Origin of the sequence: Clostridium guangxiense (assembly GCF_021043395.1) — a bacterium.
GTDB classification, from domain to species: Bacteria; Bacillota; Clostridia; order Clostridiales; family Clostridiaceae; genus Clostridium_S; species Clostridium_S guangxiense.
In genome coordinates, this window is record NZ_JAJNKE010000001.1 from 170,149 (window position 1) to 193,949 (window position 23,801).

26 protein-coding genes are annotated in these 23,801 nt (G+C 30.9%); all 26 read right to left on the reverse strand.

Annotated elements, in window-relative coordinates; translation table 11 throughout:
• Positions 1 to 225 precede the first annotated feature (225 nt).
• Positions 226 to 1,065: a flagellin N-terminal helical domain-containing protein gene (locus LQK79_RS00950; RefSeq protein WP_231015109.1), complete on the reverse strand. Its 840-nt coding sequence runs from the start codon at positions 1,063 to 1,065 to the stop codon at positions 226 to 228.
• A 153-nt stretch (positions 1,066 to 1,218) separates the two neighbouring features.
• A complete protein-coding gene (locus tag LQK79_RS00955; RefSeq protein ID WP_231015110.1) occupies positions 1,219 to 2,208 on the reverse strand; it encodes a glycosyltransferase family 2 protein in 990 nt (329 codons plus the stop codon).
• Positions 2,209 to 2,267: 59 nt separating this feature from the next.
• Complete coding sequence (locus LQK79_RS00960; RefSeq protein ID WP_231015113.1) at positions 2,268 to 2,564, reverse strand: glycosyltransferase; 297 nt, start codon at positions 2,562 to 2,564, stop codon at positions 2,268 to 2,270.
• A gap of 110 nt (positions 2,565 to 2,674) precedes the next feature.
• Positions 2,675 to 3,712 (reverse strand): glycosyltransferase, encoded by a 1,038-nt coding sequence (locus LQK79_RS00965; RefSeq protein WP_231015116.1) that lies wholly within the window; start codon positions 3,710 to 3,712, stop codon positions 2,675 to 2,677.
• Positions 3,713 to 3,822: 110 nt separating this feature from the next.
• The gene (locus LQK79_RS00970) at positions 3,823 to 4,983 is read right to left on the reverse strand and encodes a glycosyltransferase family 2 protein (RefSeq protein WP_231015117.1); all 1,161 of its coding nucleotides are present in this window, start codon (positions 4,981 to 4,983) and stop codon (positions 3,823 to 3,825) included.
• Positions 4,984 to 5,113: 130 nt separating this feature from the next.
• Positions 5,114 to 6,610, reverse strand: coding sequence for a hypothetical protein (locus LQK79_RS00975; RefSeq protein ID WP_231015118.1), 1,497 nt, complete (start codon positions 6,608 to 6,610; stop codon positions 5,114 to 5,116).
• Positions 6,611 to 6,700: 90 nt separating this feature from the next.
• Complete coding sequence (locus LQK79_RS00980) at positions 6,701 to 7,522, reverse strand: flagellin N-terminal helical domain-containing protein (protein WP_231015119.1); 822 nt, start codon at positions 7,520 to 7,522, stop codon at positions 6,701 to 6,703.
• A 154-nt stretch (positions 7,523 to 7,676) separates the two neighbouring features.
• On the reverse strand, positions 7,677 to 8,027 hold the full coding sequence (locus LQK79_RS00985; RefSeq protein WP_231015121.1) for a flagellar protein FliT: 351 nt from the start codon (positions 8,025 to 8,027) through the stop codon (positions 7,677 to 7,679).
• A gap of 38 nt (positions 8,028 to 8,065) precedes the next feature.
• Positions 8,066 to 10,591, reverse strand: coding sequence for a flagellar filament capping protein FliD (fliD, locus tag LQK79_RS00990; protein WP_231015123.1), 2,526 nt, complete (start codon positions 10,589 to 10,591; stop codon positions 8,066 to 8,068).
• Between the two features lie 15 nt (positions 10,592 to 10,606).
• Positions 10,607 to 10,993: a flagellar export chaperone FliS gene (fliS, locus tag LQK79_RS00995; protein WP_231015125.1), complete on the reverse strand. Its 387-nt coding sequence runs from the start codon at positions 10,991 to 10,993 to the stop codon at positions 10,607 to 10,609.
• A 10-nt stretch (positions 10,994 to 11,003) separates the two neighbouring features.
• Positions 11,004 to 11,327, reverse strand: coding sequence for a hypothetical protein (locus tag LQK79_RS01000; RefSeq protein WP_231015127.1), 324 nt, complete (start codon positions 11,325 to 11,327; stop codon positions 11,004 to 11,006).
• A 22-nt stretch (positions 11,328 to 11,349) separates the two neighbouring features.
• Entirely contained in the window at positions 11,350 to 11,715 is a 366-nt protein-coding gene (locus tag LQK79_RS01005) for a flagellar protein FlaG (protein WP_053240990.1), read from the reverse strand.
• Between the two features lie 13 nt (positions 11,716 to 11,728).
• Positions 11,729 to 11,947 carry a carbon storage regulator CsrA gene (csrA, locus tag LQK79_RS01010; protein WP_053240991.1) on the reverse strand — a complete coding sequence of 73 codons (219 nt, stop codon included), beginning with the start codon at positions 11,945 to 11,947 and terminating at the stop codon, positions 11,729 to 11,731.
• 2 nt (positions 11,948 to 11,949) lie between these two features.
• Entirely contained in the window at positions 11,950 to 12,378 is a 429-nt protein-coding gene (gene fliW / locus LQK79_RS01015) for a flagellar assembly protein FliW (RefSeq protein WP_231015128.1), read from the reverse strand.
• Between the two features lie 14 nt (positions 12,379 to 12,392).
• Positions 12,393 to 13,379: a flagellar hook-associated protein FlgL gene (gene flgL, locus LQK79_RS01020; protein ID WP_053240993.1), complete on the reverse strand. Its 987-nt coding sequence runs from the start codon at positions 13,377 to 13,379 to the stop codon at positions 12,393 to 12,395.
• Positions 13,380 to 13,406: 27 nt separating this feature from the next.
• Positions 13,407 to 15,293, reverse strand: a complete 1,887-nt coding sequence (gene flgK, locus LQK79_RS01025; RefSeq protein ID WP_053240994.1) for a flagellar hook-associated protein FlgK — start codon at positions 15,291 to 15,293, stop codon at positions 13,407 to 13,409.
• Positions 15,294 to 15,307: 14 nt separating this feature from the next.
• Positions 15,308 to 15,718 carry a flagellar protein FlgN gene (locus LQK79_RS01030; protein WP_231015131.1) on the reverse strand — a complete coding sequence of 137 codons (411 nt, stop codon included), beginning with the start codon at positions 15,716 to 15,718 and terminating at the stop codon, positions 15,308 to 15,310.
• Between the two features lie 2 nt (positions 15,719 to 15,720).
• Positions 15,721 to 15,999 (reverse strand): flagellar biosynthesis anti-sigma factor FlgM, encoded by a 279-nt coding sequence (locus LQK79_RS01035; protein ID WP_053240996.1) that lies wholly within the window; start codon positions 15,997 to 15,999, stop codon positions 15,721 to 15,723.
• Between the two features lie 188 nt (positions 16,000 to 16,187).
• Entirely contained in the window at positions 16,188 to 17,480 is a 1,293-nt protein-coding gene (gene fliY / locus LQK79_RS01040) for a flagellar motor switch phosphatase FliY (RefSeq protein ID WP_231015132.1), read from the reverse strand.
• Entirely contained in the window at positions 17,473 to 18,468 is a 996-nt protein-coding gene (fliM, locus tag LQK79_RS01045; RefSeq protein WP_231015133.1) for a flagellar motor switch protein FliM, read from the reverse strand. Before fliM ends, fliY begins: the two co-directional genes overlap by 8 nt.
• A gap of 25 nt (positions 18,469 to 18,493) precedes the next feature.
• A complete protein-coding gene (locus LQK79_RS01050; protein WP_053240999.1) occupies positions 18,494 to 18,895 on the reverse strand; it encodes a chemotaxis protein CheW in 402 nt (133 codons plus the stop codon).
• Positions 18,896 to 18,934: 39 nt separating this feature from the next.
• Positions 18,935 to 19,294, reverse strand: a complete 360-nt coding sequence (locus tag LQK79_RS01055) for a response regulator (protein ID WP_053241000.1) — start codon at positions 19,292 to 19,294, stop codon at positions 18,935 to 18,937.
• A 16-nt stretch (positions 19,295 to 19,310) separates the two neighbouring features.
• Positions 19,311 to 19,913, reverse strand: coding sequence for a chemotaxis protein CheC (locus LQK79_RS01060; protein ID WP_231015135.1), 603 nt, complete (start codon positions 19,911 to 19,913; stop codon positions 19,311 to 19,313).
• A 12-nt stretch (positions 19,914 to 19,925) separates the two neighbouring features.
• Positions 19,926 to 21,965 (reverse strand): chemotaxis protein CheA, encoded by a 2,040-nt coding sequence (locus LQK79_RS01065; protein WP_231015138.1) that lies wholly within the window; start codon positions 21,963 to 21,965, stop codon positions 19,926 to 19,928.
• Between the two features lie 12 nt (positions 21,966 to 21,977).
• Positions 21,978 to 22,742, reverse strand: a complete 765-nt coding sequence (locus LQK79_RS01070) for a CheR family methyltransferase (RefSeq protein WP_231015139.1) — start codon at positions 22,740 to 22,742, stop codon at positions 21,978 to 21,980.
• 5 nt (positions 22,743 to 22,747) lie between these two features.
• Positions 22,748 to 23,791 carry a protein-glutamate methylesterase/protein-glutamine glutaminase gene (locus tag LQK79_RS01075; protein WP_231015140.1) on the reverse strand — a complete coding sequence of 348 codons (1,044 nt, stop codon included), beginning with the start codon at positions 23,789 to 23,791 and terminating at the stop codon, positions 22,748 to 22,750.
• Positions 23,792 to 23,801 lie beyond the last annotated feature (10 nt).

Below are 23,801 nucleotides of genomic sequence, written 5' to 3' on the forward strand. Positions count from 1 at the left end.
AAGGATAATGGGCAAAGCCCAAACCTCGTATATGATTATACTTTTTTTCTAAGCTTTATATCTTAATTTACAGAGCAATTGTTCTATAGTTCTAGAAGGATAATGGGCGAAGCCCAAACCTCGTGTATGATTATACTTTTTTTCTAAGTTTTATATCTTAATTTACAGAGCAATTGTTCTATAGTTCTAGAAGGATAATGGGCGAAGCCCAAACCTCGTATATGATTACTTTACGTTTTGAAGTATTTCAAGGACTTGTTGTGGAAATTTATTCGTTTGAGCCATCATAGCTGTTCCTGCTTGAACTATAATGCTTGTTTTAGAATACTCCATCATCTCACCAGCTACATCCACATCCATTATACTGCTATCACCGGCTTCAGTTTCATTGCTTATCTCCGATGCATTTGAGATAGTTGAATTTAACCTGTTCTGCAGCGCACCATATTTTCCTCTAGCTCTATTAACAGTATCTAAAGCAGAATCTACAAGATTAATAGCCTTATCACAACCTTCTGTAGTTGTAATATCTACACTGCTTAAGGGATTTCCACTTCCATCCTTAATGCTAGCTGCTTGAAGATCAAAGGTTGGTATATCAATATTTTCTCCTACATTGCTACCAACCATACATTTAAAACTCCCACTTGGATCAGTTAATAAGTTTACATCATTTAGGTTAGTGCTTTTTGCTAAATGATCCGCTTCTTTTATAAGATTACTTACTTCTAATTGTGAATCACTTCTATTTTGAGTATTGTATGTTCCATTTTTATTTTGAACTGCTAAATCTCTAATTCTCTGTAATATTGAACTAATTCCATCCAAAGCACTATCTGTAGTTTGAATAAGACTTACAGCATCTTGAGAATTTGAATTAGCCCTCTGAAGGCTTCTAATTTGCATAGTAAAATTTTCATCTCTTGACAATGCATAAGGATCATCACCTGCGGTACTAATCCTTAAGCCAGAAGATATATGTGCCATTGCCTTAGTTTGCTCCGCAAGGGCGGATTTATACCTTGTAAAAATATTGAAAGATGCCATATTATGACCTACTATCATTATAATCAACTCCAAAAAATAATTATCAATTATTTAAGTTATCGTATATAACTCACTTAACTTTAGGTTTTGCTTTTAAAATTAACTTTGATAATCATTTGAAAAATCAAATTAGATTTCACCTTTATAAAACTTTAAAAGATGAATAATTTTTTAAAGCAAATTTACAATTTTCAATATTACAATTGCTTTTTTAACATCATAGGAACTTACTAAAAATGCCTCTTTTAACACATCATACTTTGCTTGTTCAACAAAAAAAATATTTTGTCCATAATCTAAAATATATTGTTTAATTTCTTTATCTATTGCCTGCAGAGAATTTGTATTAATTTTAGAATTTTTATTCACATATGCTTTAAAAGTATCGAACCATATTCCCATAACTACATATTCAATAACAGGTCTTAATATACTATAAAGCCTTTCCTTTTTCATATTATTTAAATATTCTCTGCAAAAAGTGTTATTTATATCAAAATAACTTGACTTATTTTTTTTATTAGAAAATGACTCTGGATTATCACGATAATAATACAGCGTTTTTTCTACTATACCAACTTTCTTTATTCTACAATATAATCTATTTAAAAAATCAACATCTTCAAGCTTCATTTTAGGGATAAACTTTATTTGGGAATTAATAATAAGGTTTCGTTTATATAATTTTGACCATAAAAAGCCACAGGTTATAAACATTTTAACTCTATTATCAAAAGATACTTCTCCTTCCATGCTTTTATTCCAAAGCATCATTTCCTTATTTTTACGTTCACTAAAATATCCACATTCCACAATGTCGTAATCATCTTCGATTGCTTTCTCATATATACATTCATACATTTCTGGTTTAACATAATCATCACTATCAGCAAATGCTAAGTATTCTCCTGACGCATATTCAAGACCAATATTTCTCGCTCCACCAGGCCCCTGATTTTCTTCTAGCTTAATAATAATTACTCTATCTGAATTCTCTTTTTCGAATTTATATAGTATTTCTAAGCTATTATCAGTCGAACAATCATCGACAAAAATAAACTCTATTTCTTTCAAGGTTTGTACAGCTAATGAAGCTGTCATTTCTTCTAAATATTTTGCTGAATTATAAACCGGAATAATTACAGATACCTTACATTTCATATCCATTTCTCCCCTATAAACTTCTTTACTTATATATCAAAATTTTGTTTATTTTTTATTTAAATATATATCATCATCAATATACCTGCTATCGCATTGTTAAATAAAAGAACACTTTCTCCAGTTGATATTTTTATCCCTTGATTACATCCCTTAGGAAATCCAAGGTTTTTATCATTAAATACATTTATTATGTCATCCTGATTTTTGAGCCATTCTTTTGTACCATCATTAGAGCAATTATCAACTACTATTAACTCATAAGTACCTTTTTTTGTATTACTTCTAATGCTTTCTATACATTGTTTTGTATATTTAAGTTTATTATATGTTAATATTACAATGCTAGTAATCATATTGATTTCCCCTAAAGTTGAATTTAACCTATTTTATTCCTCATTTATAATATATTTATTATCGAAATTTATACAATTTTCTTTAATATAAAAACAAGGCTTGCGCCTTGTTACTGTGATTTTAATACTTTTAATCTATTTAATGCCAATACATAATTACCACATCTTTTATAATACTTTACTGCCTCATTAACTATTCCTAAACATTCATATATTACACCAATATTATAATCTGCTAAATAAGAATTTACACCTTCAATTTTACATTCATTAGAATTTTTACACTCCCCAAACTTAGCCACAGCTTCTCTAAATCTTGCATTATTCATATAAATAAGTGCCATAACAAAATTAAAATCAGCTACCTTTTTATATACATTTTCATACTTTGATAATTCTAAAGCTTTCTTATATTTTTTTAGGTTAATCAACGCATAGCCATAGCTTTCAATTAAATCTTCAGCATACTCATAGCTTTTATTTATGCTAAGTTCTAAAGCTTTTTCAAAATTTATTTCAGCAGATAAATAATCTTTTTCCATAAAAAATGTCTTTCCAAGCTGATAAAATAAATAGCTATCCTCAGGCTTTTTTAAAATAGCTTTTTGCAGTAACTCTTTGTTTCTCACAATTTTATTTGTATTATTAATAATATGTTTTTCATAGCCAATATGATTTGCTATTATATCTACATTTACAGTACTATAGTTTTCTTCATTTTTAGAAACTATTTGTTCATGTATAATTCCATCATATTTAAAATATTTTTTATTAAAAAGTCTATTTACTCTTTCAAAAAGCCTCTTTTTACCACTTGAATCTTTAAAACTATTTATTCTTTTTATTCTTCCAACTAGCTTTTCATTTGAATTTATAAATTTTCCTATAGATTTTCCATCAAAAAAATTTACTGCTTCATCTGCATCTAAGACTAAGACCCAATCGTTTTTTGCTTTTTCTATAGAATAATTTCTTGCAGCCGCAAAATCATCACACCATTTAAAATTAAATACTTTATCAGTATATTCTTTTGCAATTTCTACAGTTTCATCCGTAGAACCTGTATCAACTATTATTATTTCATCTACTTTATCTTTAATATTCTTTAAGCAATTCTCTAAATTCTGCTCCTCATTCTTTACTATCATACATAAAGATACCATATTTATCTCCTAAATTTTAAAAAATATTTATTAACTTCTTCATTATTACTACTACATCTATCATCAGTGTGCAAACTTTACAATATATTTTTATTCTAATTACCAACTAATTTATTAAGTTGATCTAATATTTCAATTCTATTATTATCCATCAAATATTTTCTAAACTCGTCTACACCTTCATGAATAAAATTATTTGGATCAAAAATGCTTTCCATAAAACAGTTTATTGCCTTAATCTCCTCCTTCAATTCAACATAACATTTTGCCATCATAAATTTAGGTTTAAAGGTTCCCATACCCAGCATCGATACAAATTCTTTAGTTTCTCCCATTTCTATACATTTTTCAAAATTTTCTACAGCTTTTTTGTATTTCTTTTGTAAAAAATAGCACCAAGACTTTATATATTGTAAATCAACATATCCTTTATATTTATTATCTGTTAGCAAATTACTTGCAAGCATAATACAATCATCATATTTTTTAAGGTTAATAAGGCATTCACATATCCTCTTAGCCATATCTATTTCATATAACGTAAGTCCTGTAGGATCTCCCCTTTTTAAAATATCATTTGCCTTGAAAAAATATTCAAGAGCCTTTTTATAATTACCAGCAACTTCATAAGATGCTCCTATATTATATCTAACAAAAGGATCATTAGGATTGTCTTTCAGCTGCTTTCTAAGTATTTTTAAATTTCTTTTAGCTTTTTCTCTATCCTTTATAACATTTCCTAAATATCCATAGTGAATAATTTGGGCTATACTACTATCTATCCCATTTCCATTTATTTGATCATCTTTCACATTTAATTGTTCATGTATTCTTCCAAAGTATTTATACCCTCTATTATTTTTAAAAAGTTTAAGATATACTGATGAGTAGACTACATTACTAGTATTTAACATATTATAAAGCGGTATCCTGTATGATTCTGATTTTGCCTTTTCCAATATATTTCTGACTTTATCTACATTACATAGCAATTTTTCATCTGCATCCAGCATAAGTATCCAGTCACCCTTTGCAGCTTCAATTGAAATATTTCTGGCTTTTGAAAAATCATCTTCCCATTTATAATCTATAAGTTTTATATTGCTATTATTAAATTCTCCAATTATTTTTTTAGTTTTATCCGTAGAACCTGTATCAACTATTATAGCCTCATCCGCTAATTTCATTGCATTTTCAAGGCACATTTTTATATATTTTTCTTCATTTTTAACTATCATACAAAGACTAATTTTCATATTAAGCCTCCAATTTACTTGATATTTTATATATCGGCTTTATAATTATATTCTTTAAATATTTACATAAATAAAAATAGCTATAGCATTTTTTACCATAGCAATTTCTAATTCTAATTACTTCTATCTATTATTTATCACACAAATCAATTAACTTCTTATTTAATAATTCAGTAAATTTTTTAGTTCCATTTTTATTTAAATGAGACACATTATAAAAATCTTTATCTGAAAAAACATTGGAAGCAAAGTAATCAAAAACTTCAATGTCAAATTCTTCTTTTATTTTATTCATAATATTTTCATATTCCTTTTTAATCCTATGAGAAAAATTTGAATAGTAGTATTTACTAGTAGGGCAAATTACAATAATAGGAGTAATATTGTGCAATTTCAATAGCGAAATATACTCTCGAATAATACCAACATTCTCCTTCACAGTCTCTGGATAATCTTTATCACAATCATGTTCTACTATCCATTTGTTTTTTTCAATTATCTTTTCATCCATGACTTGACTTATCATATCATTCCACCAGGTATCCTTATTACCCTTTAAAAGATCATAAAATACAATATTATAATCCTTTTTAAATATTTCCGATGCCACTTGTTCAAATTTAATATAGTTCTCTACCATATCTTTGGCAAGCGGATGATTTCTAGTTTTCTTAAAAAATGGATAATAACCATACACCCTATTCTTTAAGTTACTTTTTGAAAGGTCATATTCAAAACTATAGTAACTTATTCCTATTACAGCAAATTTAACATTATTGGCTATTTTCTTATTATTTAATATTAATTTAGCCCATTGGTAATCATAAAATAAATCTTGACTTGAAACAGCTGCATTTATTACATTATAACTTAACTGCGATACATCTATTCCTACCTCTGCATAAGATAAACCTGTTATAAATCCATCAATAGGCTTTTTGCAATTAAAATAATAATAATATGCTCTAAAAACTTCATAATCAGAATAGTGTTTTAGATAATCATTAATATTAATAACTACTTTTTTTTCTAAGTTACAATTAAAGTAGTCTGATATTATTAAATAATCGTAATTCACAAAAGGAAGCTCATTTCTTGTAAATATAGGAATATTCTTTATATATTTTTCTTGCATCTCATTATCATTGCTAATAAAGGCAACTATTCTACATTTTTTTAAATCTATTAATTTTTCAATGTTTATGGATAATTCATTTACACCAGTTACTACAGCGTTTTTAACTCCTGTTATTTTAAAAATATAGCTGTCCAAATCCTTATAAAATTTTTTAAACCTTGGAACTAAACGATTTATAAATATATCTTTAATTGAATTATCCTCATTTAATTCATAACCAGAAATTATGCTTTCAAAGCAGGAAGCCAATCCATTAAGACTGTCTGTTAGATTATCATTTGGATATTGTGATAAACTAGCTTTAATATTACTATTCAACTCTACTAAATTACTTATTAATAAATTAATATTATTTATAGCTTTTGTTGAATAAATGTTATGTTCCAATTCTTTATTTGTTATATTTAATATAATACTCATATTATTAGCAATCATTTCAAGTTTAAAAAATATATCCATATCACTTATCACTCCCTTATTTCTAGTCATCTAAAATTCCCTTATCCGCCATATTAAATGTGTTTTCCTTTATAATAAAAGGTCCTTTGCAAAAGCAAAGAACCTTTTATAAACCTTGAATTATTGTAATAATTTAAGAACTGACTGTGGATTCTGATTAGCTTGTGCAAGCATTGACTGAGCTGCTTGTTGAAGAACATTCTCCTTAGAGTAGTTCATCATTTCTTTAGCCATATCTGTATCAGTTATAGCTGCACTAGCTGATGTTAAATTTTGATCTTCAATTGAAAGATTGTTAATTGTATGAGTAAGTCTGTTTTGAACAGCTCCAACATATGATCTTGCAGTTGAAACTGTATCAATTGCAGCTTGAACTGTACCCATAGCAGTAGTTGCAGTTCCATTTGAAGTAACATCTAATGTATTTACAGCTAAACTAGTTGAATCAGATTTAATACTAGCAAGATCAATTGACATTGAATCATAGCCATTAGATGTTGCTCCAACCTGAAATGTTAATGTTCCAGTAGATGACAATAAATTTTGATTGTTGAAGTTTGTTGAACTTGCAATATGGTCTATTTCAGATGAAAGTGTTCCAAGTTCAGCTGATATAGCAGATCTATCAATAGTTACATTAGTATCATTAGCTGCTTGGGTTGCAAGCTCATTCATTCTCTGAAGTATTGACTGAGTTTCACTTAATCCACCTTCAGCAGTCTGCAATAAAGATATACCATCTTGAGCATTGCTTTGAGCTTTATCAAGACCATTGATTTGTGACTGCATTTTTTGTGAAATTGTAAGTCCTGCTGCATCATCTGCTGCTTTGTTTATTCTTAAACCTGAACTTAATTTCTCCATTGAGTCAGATGCACTCTTAGAATTTTTGTTTAAATAGTTTAATGAACTAATTCCTGGTAAATTGTGATTAATTATCATTTTAAATTCCTCCTTGAATTTTACTTGGGAATCCTTTCCCAAAATTAATTTTTTTATTTTTTATAAGGTTTAAAATCTCATGGCCACTTAATTTTAAACCTTATTAATTGCTTATACTACTTTATCGTTGGTCGTATATAATACTTTATAGTTTTTAATAAATTTTTTCATTAAAAAATAGAGAATTTCCAGAAAAACCATTATAGTATTTTTTTCTAATAAATTTATCTTTACTTATATCTTCAAGTTTTTCTTTTATGTCCTTCATGTTTTTCACAGTAAGTTCTTTTATTTTAACATCTAATTCCATAATATCTGTATTTTTTAGTTCTTTAGCTACATCATCTTTTGTATAAGCTTGAGGATTTTCTTTAAAAATTTCAATTATTTTTTTTCTATCTTCTAATAAACCATTTATCTTATCAAAATCCCCACTGTTAAAGCAATTCAGAATATCTAAAGTTTTTTGCCTAAACTTCGCTATCAGAGTTTTAGTATCTTCCATGGTATATTACTTCCTTTCAATATTTAACGGAATTATATTCATGAAGAACTACTGCTTAGCATTGAAGACAAATAACTTTGCTGACTACTTAACTGAGAAAGTATAGATTGTAAAGTACTAAACTTCGTATTATACATTTTAGCATCATTCGTCATTTTAGTTTTGAAATCAGTAACAGCCTGTGCTTCATTTTTTAGCTCATTGTATAAAGTATTTTTAGTTTCAGAAAGTGTATTTGGCATTCCTGCTTTCGTCAAAAGAAGGCCTTGGTTTCCATTTTTATCAACATAAGTTCCTGCATATTTTTGCTCTATATCACTAAGTCTTTGAAATATGCCCTCTTCGCTGTTTCTTTGAGTCATTGCCTTACTCACAGCTTGACTATCTGTTGTAGTGTCTAAACCTAAAACTCCAGTGTAACTTGGATAACTAGATGAAGTTTGGGTAAATAAACTTACTACCTGCTGAGGATTGTTTTGCAGTGCTGTCGTAAGTTTTTTTACATCAAGGGTTAGCTTTCCACCTTGGGTTGGATCATCAGATGTAGATAATCCAACGCTTGCCATTGTAAGACCATTTCCATTTACAGGAGTATAAAAAGCTGTTCTCATAGCACTCAGCATACCTGTAAGTTCACTGTCGTTTGCCAAAAGCCCCTGCTGAGCTTTTTGATTCCACGCTGTAATTTGACTGTCAGTCATCTGTGATTCTTGAGAAGAAGTTAACGGACTATAACTGTAGTCTTTTTTTTCATTTGTAACAGATTGAATTCCATCAATTAAATTATTATAAGCATTGACAAAGCTTTGAATTTTATCTACAACAGAAGATACATCTTGGTTTACATTTATAGTAACTGGACTGCCATCCGCAATATTGCTAGTAAAATTATATGCAACACCATCAATTGTAAACTTATTTGAAGAATTTGTTATTTCTGTTGCTTCAGTATCTCCAGGTTCCATTATTTTAAATGTTCCATCAGTTCCAGCAGTTCCAGTTGAGGTGCCACTTGAAGTTTGTGATACACTAGTAGTCCCTGCTGCCAACCCAAAAGCATTATTAAAAAAGCTCTGAGCTTCACTTCCATCAGCATAACTTATGCTCATAGCTGTGCTTCCAGTTTCTAAAGCACTAATTTTGCCCGTTGAAGCATCATAGCTAAATAATGAACCTGTTAAGGATGACAAATCACTCATAAGAGATCCAATTGATTTACTGGTGTCTACTGTATAGCTTAAGCTTTTTCCATTAAAATCAAAAGTTAACGTACTCCCATTTATTAGCCCTAAATTTGTAGCCGAAATTGCAGTTGAAGCTGATGCTACTGAATCTTTAGTAGGGTTCTCAACAATACTGCTGCCAGTCACGCTAGTTGATCCATCTGCAGATTTTATATTAGTAGTGCCTGCTGTCATTCCAAAGGCATCGTTAAAAAATGCTTGAGCACTGCTGCCATCAGAATATGATATATTAACGCTTTTGCCCGTAGCTGCTTTAGCAGTAATATTACCTGTTGACGCATTGTAGCTAAAAGTATCCCCTGTTAAAGATGTCAAATCGCTCATAAGAGTTGTAACAGATTTGCTGGTATCCACTGTATAAGTTTTAGTTACACCATCTACTTGAAAGGACAATATATCCCCATTTGTCAACTTTAAACTTGTATCTGATATTTTATCTGAAGCTGCTGCGGCTGTACTTTTTATAACACCACTGCCATCTATTCTAGCAGTATTGGCTGTAGCCACAGTTCCACTACTTGTTGTTATTCCAAAACTAGAGAAAAAATCAGCACCATCACTTACATTTTGTATATTTACATTTTGATCTTTCCCAGTGCTTTGTGTTGAAATACTAAATTTTCCGGTAAGCTCACTATAATTAAAATTAAGACCAGTCAAAGATGTTAAATCCTGCATAACACTGCCGATTGACGAACTTGACTTTAGGTCATAACTCATAGCTTTTCCATTAATAGAAAATGAAATAGTGCCATCCTTAACCCCCATTGTTGATATTGCATCAGAAGCTGAAGCTGTTTTACCGTTTGTATTTTTCAATGCACTACTGCCTATGCTTGCAACTGTTGCTAATGTTGCTGAAGTAACAGTATAATTTCCTGTTTTCGCAGTATTTAGAGAAGATACACTAAGTGCATTTGTATTTGATGACGTTGCTGCATTCACAGAAAAGCTATTTGGTGAAAGTACATAATCACTAGACAGTATATCAAAATATTTACTGCTGAAGCTTTGAAGATTTGTAATTATAGATCTATACCTATCTTGCATCCATTGTGACTGCTGTTGTTTTGCAAGCAAGCTGTTAAGTTTAATAACATCTGACGCCATTGATTCATTAACCATGCTGTTAACATCAATTCCAGACATTTGAGAAACTAAGCTTTGCGAATAAGAGCTTGATGACGATGAACTGCCGCTTTTACTTGTACCACTCGTTGATGAATACTTTGAAGACGTTGTATCTGTTCCAGCTAAATCATTTGAACTATACCCAACTGCATATGGATTTGTTGTTGTACTAGAAACTGTTGTACTCATATATTTATCACTCCTTTATCTCGCTTTTATAGAAGCTTTGTAAGCTTCATTCCAGGTATCTTTCACTTCCTCTATAATAGGAATGGTTTTATCCAATAAAGATAAATCCTTTTTTATGTTTGCATTAACTAGACTGTCTACTATAAATTTGTAAACAGATAATAGGCTAGCTCCCCACTCTCCCGCCTGCGTTAAATCAAGAGTTACAATCAACTCATAAAATATATTCTGAGTCTTCTTTAGGTTTTCATTACACTTTGGGTAATTTTTATCAGCCAAGGCTTGTCTGCCTATCTTAGCAAACTTAACAGCACCATCCAGCAGCATTAATAGTAATTGATCCTTTGAAGCAAAGTTTACGCTATTTTGTTTGTATTGGTTATAAGCATTTTTAGCATACATTATAGAACCTCTACCTCCTAATATCTAAATAATTTCCTTTTTCTAAAGCTCCACTTGAAGAGTTGTCTTTATTTAGTTCTGCATCTACAACAACTTTGTTACTCTTAACTGCTGTTATCACTATCTTATTATTCTTTGATCTATTCTTTGGTATTACAAATTCTTTATCGTCTTCATTTTCATTATTTCTATTGTTTTTTTTATGCTGCTTATTTCCATTGTACTTCTTTACAGACTGCACTTCACCTTTTGGATGTACTCTGTGTTCTTCAGTAGATTGATTAATTCTTTCCCTTATTTCCATATCAACCTTATTTAATATGTCTTCCAACATTATAGTACCTCCTCACAGCAAATTAAGCTTTTTTGTTTACAATGAGCCCAGCCATTTCACAAAATTGAGCTACCATATCCAAAATCTTTTTCGATGGTATCTCATTTATGACTTCTTTTGTATTATTGTCAACTACCTTCATAATTGTTATATATTTAAAATTTTCATCCTGCTCGTATTCCATATGAACATCTTTATCCTTTAAAAGATCATTTACCACTTTTACCGCTTTTTTTACATCATTTTCACTTATAGGTTTATCTGCAAAACTTTTATCCTGTGAAACACTGCTTTGTGAACCAATTTGTATATTTACATTATTACTTACTAAGTTGTTATCGACATTATATAGATTTTGTCCTCCATGACTTATAGCTTCAACATCCATATTTTTAACACCTCTACTTATTTTTTATATCCTTCAATATAGTACTATCAATTGAAATTGATTTTTTATTTTCTTCGATAACTTCTTTATACAACTCCTTTCTTAAAATCTTTATATCTCTTGGAGCATTAATAGCTAATTTAACTGAACCATCATCAATTTTAACAACAACAATTTCTACATTATCACCTATAAGAATAGATTCATCTTTTTTTCTTGTAATAACCAGCATTTTTATTCCTCCCTTAAAAGAGGGTATTTTATAGAGTACTTTTCATTATCTAATATTAATTGTTCCCCTATTTTTTCTTTAATATTTATTAAAATAGGTGCTTTTAAATTTGTAGTTATTTTTTTTATATCACTATTAACGCATACTGTAGTTAAAACAACTATATCTGATTTGTCTTTTATCTTTAAGCCTTCAATTTCATTATCTTCCAGTTTAAATTCATAATCTTTCATTGCATAGAAAGGTGAAACTAAAATCAATCCTATTTCCATATTTTCAATGGAATGAAGCATACTAAAAACATTATTTTCTTCCATGGGAAATATTATAAATTTTTTTAAATTTTCAAAGCCGGGTAAACCCTTATTAAACGTTATTACATCATTTTCTTCGTACTCCCTAACACCGTGATATTTAGTATACAATTTCATCTTCTACACCTCTATTATAGATAATCTATCAATGTGTGCTGTAATATTTTAGCGCTTGTTTGAAGTGAAGCTAAATAGGTTGTTTGAGCTTGAGCATACTGCATTGTTATTTGTGCATAATCGACATCATTAGTGCTTGCCAAAACCTGTGTCAAACTTGTATTTTCACTTTCATTTTCACTGCTAGCACTTTTCATTCTGTTTTCAAGTGCACCAACTTCAGTACGAATACCAGATGCATTGCTTATGGCATCCTTTATATCACTAAGATCACTGCCTATTAGGCTTGAAACATCCCCTGAATCCAAATGCGTTGTTATATTACTTAAAATAGTTCTTAAATCTTTAGATACGCCAGCATCATTCTTAAATTCCATTACATCTGACGCCGTAAAATTATAGTTAATTGAAACACCATCAGAAATTTCAACAGAAAGTTTTGCTTTTATCATTCCAAGCTGATTTGTTTCATCAGAAGTAGGTGCAGCTCCAGCTGGCATTTTTGTTACTCCATCCTTATTGGCATAGCTCAATTGTTGATTTCCCTTTGCATCTGTAGTAACAAGGGTAGGCTTATCTGTACCACGATTTCCTCCAAATATATATTTTCCATCATAAGTTGTATTTAGTATTTGAGATACTTGATTTATATTAGAATTTATTTCATCCTTAATAGCCTGTTGTTGTTCAGCCCCATATGCTGGATCACCAGTTGAAACTAAAAGCTCATTTATTCTTTGAAGTACACTATTTATTTGTCCTAAACTAGTATCTGTTACACTTAACCATTGATTTGTATTATTTATATTAGTATTGTACTGCTTATTCTTTATAACTTCATTGTTTATTTGCATAATTCTTGCTGCACCTAGAGGATTATCCGATGCTTTATTTATGAGAGTTCCACTTCCCATTTGGTTTTGATAAACTCCCATATTTTCAAGATTATTACCTAAATCATAAAGAAAATTATTTGAAAGCATACTATTTGTTACTCGCATATATTGTCACCTCCATGTTAATTTACATTATTTTTTGAGATTGTTAACTACAACGTCCAGCAGCTCATCTACAGTAGCAATGACCTTTGCATTTGCCTGATAAGCATGATTAAATTGTATTAAATTAGTCATTTCTTCATCAAGCGAAACACCTGACACTGAATCTCTTGACTGCTGAAGGCTTTGAAGCTGCAGTTTTGAATTTTTAAGCGTTGTGCTTGCCTCATTTACCTTTGTTCCTAAATTAGTTACTATATTTGTAAAGTAATCAGAAACAGTATTACCACCTGCATAATTCTGTACTGTATTAACACCATTACTGTCAACTCCAAGAGGCTGATTAAGCCCAGAAGCGCTAAACAAATTATCTCTTGTTGTATCTGGCAAAATTCCTTGAATATTAATTAATTTATTTGCAAGGTCAGCTACTGCCTGAGCCCTTTTTCCGTCTGTATTACCATCTGTTGTATTATCGCTTTCATCTTGATTTCCAACATCGCTGAGTCTTGTTTTTATTTTCATAGGATCATCGGCTATTTCTTTATTTATAGAAATATTTCCAGCAGTTATATCCTTTTCAGCTGCTAATGCAGCATCCAAATTTGCACCAGATAATTCTGATTTACCATTTGAATCAACAGTATACTTAGCTACATCACTATTAACAAAAAACGGTAGTGTATCACTTGCAGAACTTGCACTTGTACTGCCGCTTTCTACAGTATTAACAGTTAACGCAACTGCTTTAGCTACTTTATTCAAATAATCAGTATAATTATCGATATCATTTTGAACAGATGAGGTTCCCTTAAGTGTTCCATTTGTAGATTTGAACAAGTTCAGTGCACTAGAATCACTAGTTAAATTTATAGGATGATTAGAATCTTGTCCGCTTGCGATGGTGTTGCCATTTGAGTCCACAGATAATCCTATTGCATTTCCATCCTTATCTGCCCAAAGCACTCTATTAGTTTGAATTTGATTTAATTGATCTTGGGTTAATCCACTTACATAAACATCTACTCTATTTTTTTCGCTTGTTTTATCTCCGTTTCTATAATATGTTAAATCATAAACCGGATTGCCGCTACTATCAGTCTTAACTGTACCATCAGCATTTTTAACTTCTTGAATATTATTAACATATGAAAATCTAACTTCTTTATCGCTGTCCTTAACCTGTACTAAAGACGTGCCCGAAAGCTGACTTCCATTGCTAGCAGTTACATCAACCCCATATAATTTTTTGTCGTCTACATTGATGTTAAAATATTCACTTAAAGAATTGAGAAGAGAATCTCTTTCATCCATGAGATCATTTGGTTCAACACCTGAAGCTTTAACATTAATTATTTGCTTGTTTAAATCATCAATTTTATCCAAGGTAGAATTAATATTTGAAACTTCGCTGTCGATTTCGCTATTACAATTTGCCTTTAAATCCTGTAATTTTTTATAAGTAGAATTAAGCTGATCTGTAAGTGCTTCAGTTTGACTAACAACAAGCCCTCTAGTTGTTTCAGTTTGGGGGTTTACAGCAAGGTTGTGCCAATTAGTAAAAAAATTAGAAAGTAAACTTGCCATTCCTGTATCAGTAGGCTCATTCATTACGTTCTGCAATTCTCCTAAATAATTGTTTATAGCTTTATTTGTTCCTTCTGCACTTGTTTGATTTCTAACTTGGTAATCAAGAAAACCATCTTTAATTCTCGTTATGTCTGAAACTTCTACTCCTCTTCCTGCCGGCTGTCCTGCATGCACCTCAGTATCAAATAAAGCCTGCATTTCTGCCCTTTGTCTTGTGTACCCATCTGTATTTGCATTTGAAATATTATGCGAGGTTACATCTAAAGCAGCCTGTTGTGCTATTAAACCTAGTCTTGATATATCAAGAGTTGAAAATAATCCTGCCATACTCTTGCTCCTTTCTATTTACTTATTTTTCCATATCCATTATACGTTTTAACATTTTTGTTTTGACCAAATAGATTAAGCATCTTATTAGCAAATAATAATCCCTGCTTAATTAAAAATTGATTTACAGTGTTTTGACTTTTAACCTTCTCGACAAATTCAACCATGTCATTAAAATTTTTGTTTAAAGCGTCATCATTAATTTCTTCTACAAAAACTCTTATAGGTTTATCTCCTTCAAGTTTTCGCCGCTGAACTTCAACCTTTGCGACTTCAATATTAGCAGTTTCTATCTTCTTAACAATATCTTCAAGCCCAAATATATTTTTTTCGAGATAAAGTTCATGTTGTTTTTCTAAAAGCATTAACAAAGTATTTAAGGCTTCAATCTCCTTAAGTATCAATTCATTTAGTGCTTCTTTCATTTTTAAACCTCTCTTCCCTTAAAGTAATCTACAATCTTTTGTGCAACCAATTTAGAATTTCTATTATAGGTACCATTTTGAACTTGACTTTTTATTAATTTAACTTTTGTAGAATCATTACCGATTTCGAAATTTGAACATAAGCTGCTAAGCATTTTACCAGCTTCTGAAATCTCTATCCTGTCTTCTGCAGGAGCATTATTAGTCTTTCTAATGCTAGCATTATAAGTATTATAAATCATATTTACTTTATTATCTGCGCCTACATTATTTACTTTCATAAATACACACTTCCTATCAAACTATAGACTTCACATGTTAATACAAACATTTGAACTTACCTTCAGTAGTACAAACCTTATACTACCTCCCCTGTTTCTATTATCGTAAATTGAAAAATAAAGTTTATATTTGATAACCAAAATAACCGGCGAATATATCTGCCGGTTATTTTATGAATGATTAACGGTTATTTTTTTCCTAAACTCTTTATCTTTTCTTCATTACTAATAATACTTGTAATCCTTACGCCAAAGTTTTCGTCAACAACAACAACTTCACCATAAGCAACCCTTTTACCATTTACAAGTATTTCAACTGGCTCTTCAGCAAGTTTATCAAGCTCTATCAAAGAACCTGTTCCCAAATTAAGTATTTCTTTTATACTTTTCTTTGCCCTACCCAAAACAACTGAAATGTCAAGTGGCACGTCAAGTATAAGATCTATATTTTTAGGCATATCCTTGGATGCCGATGGCCCAAAGGATTGAAATGATGCCTTGTTAACTTCAACTGGTGGCTGCTGCTGATACTGCGGTGGCATTTGCTGATATTGTGGTATAGCCTGCTGATACTGCGGCGGCATTTGTTGATATTGATACTGCGGCATAGCCTCTTGATTTTGCTGCATCGGTTGCTGATACTGTGGTGCAGCCTGTTGATACTGCGTTTGCCCAGGATTATTATACTCTGGATTTGAATTTTGCGGCTGCACATTGTTTTGAACTTCATTAGATTTAGGCTGTTCTACTTTAGTGCCTTCTTCTTTTGGAGTTTCTCCGCCTCCCATCATTATGCCTATCATTTTTCTTGCTGTTTCCATCGGAAGTATTTGCATAATTTGACTATCAACAAGATCTCCTATTGTCATTTTAAATGCTACTTCTACCACATTTTCATCATCTTTTATGGTATCTGTTAAAGGATCAGTATCATTATCCCATATTTTAGATGTAGGAGGAGATATATTTACCTCTCTTAAAAGCATAGTAGCCATAGAAGTTGCTGCTGAACCTATCATTTGATTCATTGCCTCAGACACAGCGCTAAGTTCTATTTCGGATAAAGTCTGATTTGTTACCTTTCCGTCTCCACCCATCATAAGATTAGCAATAACAGCGGCATCTGTAACCTTCATAACAAGAAGGTTTTCTCCGGCTATTCCACTTATGTATTTTACATCCAATGCTACATTAGGAACCTCAAAATTATTTTTTAATGTTCTTAATGTTGTAATGCTTACAACAGGTGTAGTTATATTAACTTGCTGACTTATTATGGTGGATAATGCTGTTGAAGCAGATCCCATAGAAATATTTCCTATTTCACCAAGTAAGTCTTTTTCTATATCGGTTAAAATTTCATCACTATTATTCGTATCATTACCCTCATTTGTCTCTGGCGGCTGTCCTGAGTCAGAATTACTCCCGTCTCCATTCAAAAGAGAGTCTATCTCTTCCTGTGAAAGAAATCCATCACTCATAATTTTCCACATCCTTATCTATAATATCTAATATCTTAACTCCCATATTTTTGCCTATAATTCCAGGCGCTCCTATATAATGAATTTTATCATATATAAATATGGAAATTGGACTGTTGCACTTATTATCCAATGTTATTACATCTCCAACAGATAATTTCAAAAAATCTTCCACAGTTATATTTGTAAAACCTAGTTTAGCTATTAAAGGAACATCAACTATATCCAATCTACTTCTTAGCTTTTCCCTTGATTCTTTTACAATTTCCTCATTATTCTCTTGATACCAATATTGAACAATAAGTTTATCAAGAACCTTCTCTATACTTAAATACGGTATGCACATATTTATAAAGTTGTGACTATTACCCATATCAGCTGAAAAAGTTATAAGAGCAACAGGTTCATGCGGAGCCAATGTTTGATTAAGTGCCGGATTTGTTTCAAGTGTTTCTATCTCTGGCTCAACATTTACTACATCACTCCACGCTAATTTTAGATTATCAATTAACCCTTGATTTATTTTCATAATAATATTTTTATCTATATCTGTTATCTCTCGAATTTGGTATTTTCCACTACCCGCACCTCCAAGAAGTACATCCAGTATTTGATATACAAATTGGGGAGGCATTTCAAATAAAACAGATCCACTGAGCGGTGGCATTTTAAATATCGTCAAAAAAGTAGGATTTGGAACAGAATGAATAAATTCTTCATAAGTTATTTGCTCAACAGACTCTATATTTATTTTTACATTGCTTCTTACTTGCGCAGTAAGATAATTTGATATTATTCTAGCATAATTATCATGTATAAGTTCAAGGGTTCTCATGTGTTCCTTGGTAAACTTTTGAGGACTTGTAAAATCATATAGCTTTACTTTCTGCTTCTCTTCGTCTTTTGAAATTTCATCTGGTTGAAGTTCTCCAGAGGACAGGGCAGATAACAGAGCATCTATCTCACTTTGTGACAAAACGTCTGCCATAATTTTCCCTCATTTCTTCTCATTACTAATTTCTAATTAATTTATCAATATCTATAAGTGTAACTATTCTGTCTTTAAAATTTATTATACCCTTAACATACTCTTTATTACTACCACTGTCTAAACTTTCAATAATGCCTTCGTCTATATCAAGAACTTCATCAACTTGATTAACTGATATTCCAACAAGTTCTTCTTCTAATTTAAGTATTATAGTACTCTCTTGCTCATCATCAGATTTTTCTACATCAAGAAGAAGATTTATGTCTAAAAGCGAAAGTACACTTCCTCTTATATTTATAAGTCCTTTTACATATTCTGGAGCTTTGGGGACTTTAGTAACCATCATGCTCTCCCCTATAGTTTGAACTTTTGATGTTTCAACAGCAAATTGCTCATCATTCAGTTTAAAAATAACTATTTGCACCGTAATCACCTCCAACTAATTTAATAAATGAGCTGTATATTAACCCAAAGCCTTTTTTATAGCTTCAAGGACTCTATCTGCTTGAAATGGCTTTACTATGAAGTCTCTTGCTCCAGCCTTTATAGCATCCATAACCATAGTTTGCTGTCCCATCGCTGAACACATTATTATTCTTGCTGCTGGGTCAAATGCCTTTATTGCCTTTACGGCTTCTATTCCATCCATATCTGGCATAGTTATATCCATAGTTACTACATCAGGTTTTTCAGTTTTATAAATTTCAACTGCTTTTAATCCATTACTAGCTTCACCAACCACCTCAAATCCATTTTTTTGAAGTATATCCTTTATCATCATTCTCATAAATGCGGCGTCATCAACAATTAATACTTTTGCCATTTTTCAAACCTCCATATTAATTTATTCCTAAACTATTAAGTATTTTTTCTAATGAACCGGGCATTGGTATATAATAAAAATGCCCACTAATGTTTTTTTCTTTATCCTGTAAAAATACGGTTTCTAAATCAAGTACATTGTCATCATATTGACCTGATTCTATAAATGTAGTTGAAAGCATTGCTCCAAGCATATCATAAGTAACTGCCGGTACGGAAGGAGTAATGACAAGATTTGTAAGCTTAAATATTGCATTCATATATGAACCAGATATTATATTACCTATTTCACAAAGTACAGAACTTGACATATCATTTAATTTATCATATTTTTCACCTGTAAGTGATTCGACTATTCCTAATGCAGTATCTTTATCAAAAACGAATAGTATATTGCCTGGAGCATCTCCCAAAACTCTAACTATAACTCCAACTGCTAATTTTTCATCGCCTATTTCATCAAACAATTCACTCATACGTATGATATTTACTGCTGGAACTGTCATATCAATTTTTTTGCTTAAAAGTTGGGATAGCGCTGTTGCTGCATTACCAGCTCCAATGTTGCTTACTTCTTTAAGTGCATCTAACTGCACTGGCGACAAATTAGAATAGTCCATTAAAAGCACCTCCTAAACTAGTGCGGCAACATCAAGTATTAATGTTACAAGTCCATCCCCAAGAATAGTCGCTCCAATATATTCTTTAAGCATTTTCAAAGTTTTACCAAGAGGCTTAATAACGATATCCTGCTGACCCATAAGCGAATCTACAAGAAGTCCTGCCATTTTCTCTCCCACTTTAACAATTACAATATAAACTTTTTTGTTATCTGATTTTGGAAGATTCAATTTTTCATTTACTCTTATTATTGGAAGTACATTTCCTCTATATATAATAACTTCTTTATTATTAGTTTTCTTTATTTGACTTTCATCATAATCTATAACACTATCTATTGCATTTAAAGATATTGCAAGATTCTCTGAACCAACCTTCACTAAAAGTGCTGTTATTATTTGAAGAGTTAACGGAAGTTTTATAGTAAATGTAGTGCCTTTTCCCTGTTGAGTACTCATATCAACAGTTCCACCAAGTGCTGAAATTTTAGTTTTTACAACATCCATTCCAACTCCTCTTCCTGAAATGTCAGTTACTACATCATTTGTACTAAAGCCTTGATCAAATATGAGATTGACAATTTCATTCTCACTCATATTTTCGGTATTTATTCCTCTTTCTTCTGCTTTTTCCCTTACTTTTTCAGCATCTATGCCGTTACCATCATCTTGAACCTTTATAACAGCTTTAGTTCCCTCTTGATATGCTACAAGCTTTATTTTTCCAACTGGATCTTTTCCCCTTGCTATCCTCTCTTCTTTTGAGTCTTCTATTCCATGATCTGCTGAATTTCTTATTAAATGTATTAGAGGTTCTCCAATTTCATCAATTACAGTTCTATCAAGTTCAGTATCCTGTCCTTCAATTATAAGTTCCATTTCCTTGTTTAATTCAACAGAAAGATCCCTTACAAGCCTTGGAAATCTATTAAACACAGTATCAAGAGGAAGCATTCTTATTTTCATTACTAAATCTTGAAGATCATTTGTAGTTCTTGCTACTTGTTCTAGCGTTTCATTAAGTTCTGTAAGTTTATAATTCTGGCTTATTTGTTCAAGTCTTGTTCTATTTATAACAAGCTCTGAAACCATATTTAAGAACTTATCCAATCTTTCAAGATCAACTCTCACAGATTGATGCATTTTCTTATGTGGAGCATCTCCAGATTTACTTTTTGCTTTTTCAGCTTTTTTCTTAACAGCATTTTTCTTTGGTTCTTCTTTCTTCTTAGCTTCTTCTTTTGGTTTTCCTTCTATATAGCTTACCTTAACATCTTCAAGCGTTAACTGCTTTATATCTATACTGTCAATTTCCGATATTTCCTGTAATATTTCTCTTACTTCATTATCATTTTTATGAGTCAAATAAACAAGATTTATCTCAAACTCAAAGTTTTCTGCTTCAAGATCTTCTGTACCTGGAATAGATTTTGTAATTTCTCCCCATTCCTCAAGATTTTTAAATATTAAAAAAGCTCTTGCGGATTTTAACAATGTAGATTTGCTTAAATTAATATCAATTGAAAAAGCATTATATCCTTTTTCAATAGCTTGTCTTATAACATTTGCATCATATTCGTTAAGACTTATTTTTTGTGAAGCATTACTATTTTGATCAGTGTTAGAATCATTTACCTTATTTTGATTTGCTTTTTCACTGCCTACTGCTGCACCCTTTTGCGATATTGACTCAAGCTTAGTTATAATATCATCCACTGGAACTTCTTGTTCTTCGCCATTTTCGATATTATCAACCATTTGTTCAAGAGTATCAAGACATTTAAATAATACAGTTACAACCTGCTTGGTTACTTTTAGCTCGCCATCTCTAAACTCTGATAAAACATCTTCCATCTTATGAGTTAACGCAGCCATGGTGTTGTATCCCATAGTTGCCGCCATTCCCTTTATTGTATGAGCAACTCTAAATATTTCATTTAGCTTGTCCACATTATCTGGCTCCTGTTCTAATTGTAGAAGAGCTTCGTTTAGTGTCTGCAAGTTGTCTTTAGATTCCTCCAAAAACATAGACAAATATTGAGATGTATCCATAATTTCCCCTCCTTACAGCTTCCTATATATAAAAGTAGAAGCTTTTTCAAATCCATACTCCTTGTAATTGTAAATGCTTTCTGTTGCACCAACAAAAAGCAGACCACCTTTTTTTAATGAGGTGCTAAATTTTTTATAAATCTTTTCCTTTATATCTTGATTAAAATATATAACAACATTTCTGCACACTATTATATCAAAATCACCTTCATATGAATCTAATATTAAATCATGCCTTTTATATGTTATCATATTTTTAATATTTTCATCGACGATATATTTATCGCCCACATTTCGAAAATATTTATGCAAATCTTGCTTTTCTACATTTTTTATTTCAGATTCTATGTATTCACCTTTTTTAGCTTTGTTTAAAATGGTTGTATCAATATCAGTAGCAATTATACTGCATTTACTACTATATCCCAGTTTATTTGCTATAATAGCAATAGAATATGGCTCAGCACCTATTGAGCAGGCTGCACTCCATATTTTAATATGATTGTTTTTAAGAGTCATATTTCTTATTTCTTTTTCAAATTCTTTAAAAATTTCTGGATTTCTAAAAAACTCTGTAACGTTTATTGTTATAAAATCCAAAAACTTTTGCCTCTGCATTTCATTATTCTTTAAAATTCCTACATACTCATCTATGGACTTTGCACCAACTCTTGATATAAGACTAAGTATCCTTCTATGAAGTTGATTTTCTTTATACGCAAACAAATCAATTCCAAATTCTTTTAAAGCCCACTTTTTAAAATCAACTAAATCCATTGAAGCTACCTCCTAAAACCGGTTGTTATTCTTATAATTTCATTTGCAATATTATCTATTGGAGCAACTATATCAACTTTACCAGTTTCATATGCAGCCTTTGGCATACCATAAATAACGCATGTGGATTCTGATTCTGATAAAGTTATTCCTCCATTATCTTTAATGATTTTAGTTCCATTAGCACCATCTCTTCCCATACCGGTTAAAACTGCACTTACAAGATGTGAACCAAATACCTTTGAAGCTGATATAAAAAGTTTGTCAACAGCTGGTCTCACTCCCCATATTGGAGGTTCCTTATTAAGAGTTATTTTGCCACTGTTTCCTATTTCCATATGGCATCCTCCTGGAGCAATATAAACAACATCATTTTCATAAACTTCATTATCTTCGGCTTCCTTTACATGTATACTGCTATTGTCATTAAGTCTTTCAGCAAATGCCTTTGTAAAGCCAACTGGCATGTGCTGTACTACAAATATTGGCACACCCATATTTTGTGGAAATTTTGTTATAACCTTATACAATGCCTTGGGTCCACCCGTTGATGCACCTATAACTACAGCTTGTATCTTAATATTATTATCTATTATTTTTCTTTCGGACCTACTTTCTATAGGCTTGTGCTCATGTGAATTTAATTTTCTAGAAGCTGCTACCTTAACTTTTTCTATTAGTTGTTTTTGTATATCCATAATTTCAGATGTCATGCCCCCTGATGGTTTAGCAATAAAATCAAATGCCCCATAGTGCAAACATTCCATAGTAAGTGTTGTATTCCTATGTGACAAACTACTTATAACAATTGTAGGTATTGAACTATTCATTCTTTTCATTTCTTTTAAAGTTTCAATTCCCCCCATAATTGGCATTTCTATATCAAGAGTTATCACATCCGGTTTTTCTATTTGTATTTTGTTAATTAAATCTTTTCCATTATAAGCAGTTTTAATGACTTCAATATTAGCATCACTATTTAGCATGTCTGATATAAACTTTCTCATAAGTGCTGAATCGTCTGCAACTATTACTTTTATCTTTTCCATAGCATCCTCC

What these genes read in the sequence shown, in the direction of transcription:
- LQK79_RS00950 (WP_231015109.1), bottom strand. Translation starts at nt 1,065, where the DNA reads ATGATAGTAGGTCATAATATGGCATCTTTCAATATTTTTACAAGGTAT.
- LQK79_RS00955 (WP_231015110.1), bottom strand. Translation starts at nt 2,208, where the DNA reads ATGAAATGTAAGGTATCTGTAATTATTCCGGTTTATAATTCAGCAAAA.
- LQK79_RS00960 (WP_231015113.1), bottom strand. Translation starts at nt 2,564, where the DNA reads ATGATTACTAGCATTGTAATATTAACATATAATAAACTTAAATATACA.
- LQK79_RS00965 (WP_231015116.1), bottom strand. Translation starts at nt 3,712, where the DNA reads ATGATAGTAAAGAATGAGGAGCAGAATTTAGAGAATTGCTTAAAGAAT.
- LQK79_RS00970 (WP_231015117.1), bottom strand. Translation starts at nt 4,983, where the DNA reads ATGAAAATTAGTCTTTGTATGATAGTTAAAAATGAAGAAAAATATATA.
- LQK79_RS00975 (WP_231015118.1), bottom strand. Translation starts at nt 6,610, where the DNA reads ATGACTAGAAATAAGGGAGTGATAAGTGATATGGATATATTTTTTAAA.
- LQK79_RS00980 (WP_231015119.1), bottom strand. Translation starts at nt 7,522, where the DNA reads ATGATAATTAATCACAATTTACCAGGAATTAGTTCATTAAACTATTTA.
- LQK79_RS00985 (WP_231015121.1), bottom strand. Translation starts at nt 8,027, where the DNA reads ATGGAAGATACTAAAACTCTGATAGCGAAGTTTAGGCAAAAAACTTTA.
- fliD (WP_231015123.1), bottom strand. Translation starts at nt 10,591, where the DNA reads ATGAGTACAACAGTTTCTAGTACAACAACAAATCCATATGCAGTTGGG.
- fliS (WP_231015125.1), bottom strand. Translation starts at nt 10,993, where the DNA reads ATGTATGCTAAAAATGCTTATAACCAATACAAACAAAATAGCGTAAAC.
- LQK79_RS01000 (WP_231015127.1), bottom strand. Translation starts at nt 11,327, where the DNA reads ATGTTGGAAGACATATTAAATAAGGTTGATATGGAAATAAGGGAAAGA.
- LQK79_RS01005 (WP_053240990.1), bottom strand. Translation starts at nt 11,715, where the DNA reads ATGGATGTTGAAGCTATAAGTCATGGAGGACAAAATCTATATAATGTC.
- csrA (WP_053240991.1), bottom strand. Translation starts at nt 11,947, where the DNA reads ATGCTGGTTATTACAAGAAAAAAAGATGAATCTATTCTTATAGGTGAT.
- fliW (WP_231015128.1), bottom strand. Translation starts at nt 12,378, where the DNA reads ATGAAATTGTATACTAAATATCACGGTGTTAGGGAGTACGAAGAAAAT.
- flgL (WP_053240993.1), bottom strand. Translation starts at nt 13,379, where the DNA reads ATGCGAGTAACAAATAGTATGCTTTCAAATAATTTTCTTTATGATTTA.
- flgK (WP_053240994.1), bottom strand. Translation starts at nt 15,293, where the DNA reads ATGGCAGGATTATTTTCAACTCTTGATATATCAAGACTAGGTTTAATA.
- LQK79_RS01030 (WP_231015131.1), bottom strand. Translation starts at nt 15,718, where the DNA reads ATGAAAGAAGCACTAAATGAATTGATACTTAAGGAGATTGAAGCCTTA.
- LQK79_RS01035 (WP_053240996.1), bottom strand. Translation starts at nt 15,999, where the DNA reads ATGAAAGTAAATAATGTAGGCGCAGATAATAAAGTAAATATGATTTAT.
- fliY (WP_231015132.1), bottom strand. Translation starts at nt 17,480, where the DNA reads ATGAGTGATGGATTTCTTTCACAGGAAGAGATAGACTCTCTTTTGAAT.
- fliM (WP_231015133.1), bottom strand. Translation starts at nt 18,468, where the DNA reads ATGGCAGACGTTTTGTCACAAAGTGAGATAGATGCTCTGTTATCTGCC.
- LQK79_RS01055 (WP_053241000.1), bottom strand. Translation starts at nt 19,294, where the DNA reads ATGGCAAAAGTATTAATTGTTGATGACGCCGCATTTATGAGAATGATG.
- LQK79_RS01060 (WP_231015135.1), bottom strand. Translation starts at nt 19,913, where the DNA reads ATGGACTATTCTAATTTGTCGCCAGTGCAGTTAGATGCACTTAAAGAA.
- LQK79_RS01065 (WP_231015138.1), bottom strand. Translation starts at nt 21,965, where the DNA reads ATGGATACATCTCAATATTTGTCTATGTTTTTGGAGGAATCTAAAGAC.
- LQK79_RS01070 (WP_231015139.1), bottom strand. Translation starts at nt 22,742, where the DNA reads ATGGATTTAGTTGATTTTAAAAAGTGGGCTTTAAAAGAATTTGGAATT.
- LQK79_RS01075 (WP_231015140.1), bottom strand. Translation starts at nt 23,791, where the DNA reads ATGGAAAAGATAAAAGTAATAGTTGCAGACGATTCAGCACTTATGAGA.